This is a genomic window from uncultured Gimesia sp., from assembly GCF_937919775.1.
GTDB lineage: Bacteria > Planctomycetota > Planctomycetia > Planctomycetales > Planctomycetaceae > Gimesia.
Genome location: NZ_CALFPF010000759.1, coordinates 1 through 2,614, shown reverse-complemented (window position 1 = coordinate 2,614; position 2,614 = coordinate 1). Strand labels below are relative to the sequence as shown.

General features: G+C 46.5%; 3 protein-coding genes. 2 read left to right on the top strand and 1 reads right to left on the bottom strand.

Annotated features, from left to right (window positions below; all coding sequences use genetic code 11):
• Both Q0294_RS21525 and Q0294_RS21520 read left to right on the top strand, forming a co-directional pair.
• Positions 1-506, top strand: a 506-nt coding sequence (locus tag Q0294_RS21525; protein ID WP_299469561.1) for a hypothetical protein, incomplete at its 5' end; no start/stop codon positions are given.
• Positions 507-554: 48 nt separating this feature from the next.
• Positions 555-1,940, top strand: a complete 1,386-nt coding sequence (locus Q0294_RS21520; protein ID WP_299469559.1) for a hypothetical protein — start codon at positions 555-557, stop codon at positions 1,938-1,940.
• Positions 1,941-1,979: 39 nt separating this feature from the next.
• Here the strand turns inward: Q0294_RS21520 and Q0294_RS21515 are convergent, their stop codons facing one another.
• Positions 1,980-2,390 (bottom strand): hypothetical protein, encoded by a 411-nt coding sequence (locus Q0294_RS21515; RefSeq protein ID WP_299469557.1) that lies wholly within the window; start codon positions 2,388-2,390, stop codon positions 1,980-1,982.
• Positions 2,391-2,614: the final 224 nt, after the last annotated feature.

Sequence of the window (2,614 nt, the reverse complement as noted above, 5' to 3'; positions counted from 1 at the left end):
ACGAAGATAAAGAAGCCTTACTGAAAGCAATCCGGGAATTTGATTTGATCGCAACCAAATATAAGGAGATTAACTCTGAGAAGGTGAGATTTTTAGACAATGTAATCCAGGCAGATGATGCTAAGGTAAAGGAACATCACGAAAGGTTGTCGTCTTATTACGAAAGGCTTCCAAGGCCGTTTCAAAAGCGATTTGACGAACTGTTGGGGATGATAAAAAAACAGGAGAAAATCTCCAATACAATGCTGTTGAACCTGGAGTTATCCTCTTTTATACCGAGTCGTCTGATCGAAAAGGCAAGAGAAGATCAAGGGTGGAAATATTACGATGCTCCCCTGCAAAAAAAACAACTGAAAATGATTGAAGATATCATGAACTCTCGGAAAGTTACGGTTGCATTCGAAAATGATCCGGAAAATAAATTCGAAATCACACCCGGACAAAAAGCACGGATGAAAATGGTACTCGCACTTTTTAAGGCCGAAGGCGGGAAGTTAGAAGAGTAGCGAACCGACTGGCCGCTTTGATTACGAGTAAGGATCGAGGGAGGATTGATGAGATTATTGATTACGGTTGTTGTGCTGTTACTCGGTTCGATACCTGTTCATGCTGAGTTTCCGACGAAGAAATACGGGATGGGTTTTGAGACGGTCACGGTTTTTGAATACAAAAAAATACTTCGCGAAGCCAATGCAGCGATCCCTGAGTTTCCACCGCGTACAGAGACTGCTGTCATTGTCAGATTGGTCGAATCGAATTCACGTGCTTCCCTTGCTGGTCTTAAAGAGAATGATCTGATACGCGTGATTAACGGCAGTTATCTGCGGTCCCCCAAAGCTGCAGATGAGAAACTGAATATGGTTACTAATCAGGATCAGTTGAAGCTGGGCATCATTCGCCGCGTGGAGGACAAGTGGGATCAGGTCGAAATTACTCTGGAACCCATTTCTGATGCAGCAGCACTCAAGCTGAGTCTCAGCAGGGCATCGAGCCTGGATGGTGCCTTTCTGTCTTACCACCGCATCAGCCACAAGTACGCGCCGGCAACACGTTATGCCCCCAACAATTTTCAATTGTATTTTACTGAGAGAGCGAACCGCCCCGAAGCACTTTATTTACGAATCGCCCAGCTACTTCCCGGTCAATCCAAACCGGGTGCGTTTGTCGTGACGACCGCAGCCGACCGCTTTGTTTTCGAATCTGAAGTAGTGCAACCGAATCAGCGGGGACTGTTCTTTGCGGGGTCTCTGCGAAGTCCCGAATGGGAACCGGTCCGTGTCGAAATATTACTGATTCAATCTGAGGACTGGCTCAACGAAAAACGACAGGAATTCCAACAGGCAGAAGCGACGCACAAGCGGGAATTCAAAGAATTTCAGTTTGATCAGAGCCGTCGCGACAAAGCCTATCAGGAACTCAATCAACGGCGGTTGTCTCTGATCGCCGACATGGAGCGAATCAATCAGAAAATCCAGTCAGCAGAAAGAAATCACCAACTTTTAAAACAGCAAAAAGAACGGCTGGCGAACCCGAGAAATGTGCTGGCACAAAATCAGTTTAAACTGACTGACGAAGCACGCGAAGCGATCAAGTTACATTATGCCAACTTAACAGCCGAGCAGAAGATAATTGTCAGTCGTGCGTTTCAGTATGGAATCTCTCTTGGTTTTAAAGAAGCAGAACTGCTTCAATTAGATGAAACCAGTCTGGCAGAACAGGAAATCAGACTAAAGCGAGAGAGGCAAGGCTGGCTCTGGGTAGATGCACCGCTGACGCCGGAGCAAATCCCAATGCTCCGCGCGATCATCGCCGCCCCCAGCGTTACCGTCCATCACGAAAGTACTCCGGAACAGAAATTTGAAGTGACAGCCGAACAGAAGGAACGGATGAAGATCGTGCTGGATGTGTTTGAAGCTGAGGGAAGGGATGTCGGGGAGTAGTCTCTCAGTAATTTTCGGGATCGTGTCTCCACATCAGATTCAGGAACTATTGAACTCTTTCAACAGTTCAGCGTGCTTAAAATCAACCGCGTACCAGCAGGAACTCTCTATTGGTTCGGGGAGATCATTCCAGGCGACAATCATCTGAAATGTGTTTTCGCTGCCTTTCGCTAATTCGGGCAGCTCAATCGACACGCCTGTCACACTGATTCCGACTGATTCGGGATAAACCTGCTGGTCTTCGGGCAATCGTGCGTTGAGGCATTCTTCATCTTCAGTGCCAATCATCAAAATAGACTGATCGTTTTCCCAGGAGTGCGCGTAGAGATGCTCTCCACAGTCAATCGAATGATCGGTAAATATGTGCTCCAGCAGACGACATTCAAAGATCAGGTTGTCCACGGGTTCGTGGCAGTGAACTCTTAACAAAATGCCAATACAACCTGCCACTGACATCCCGGGGGGAAGTGCAGGTGACAAGGGGATCGAATCGAGATGAATCGAAATGGCTTTCGTGACGCCGAACACGAAGAAGTTAACTTCGCCCAGAGGAGTATTGATCGTGAGAAATTGCATATTTTTTCAAAAAAGAATGCGTTATTAGAAATGGTTGAAAAGGTCTATTCGAATCGTTTGAGTCATGATATTCAACTGGAGATAGTGATTTTTCGGTT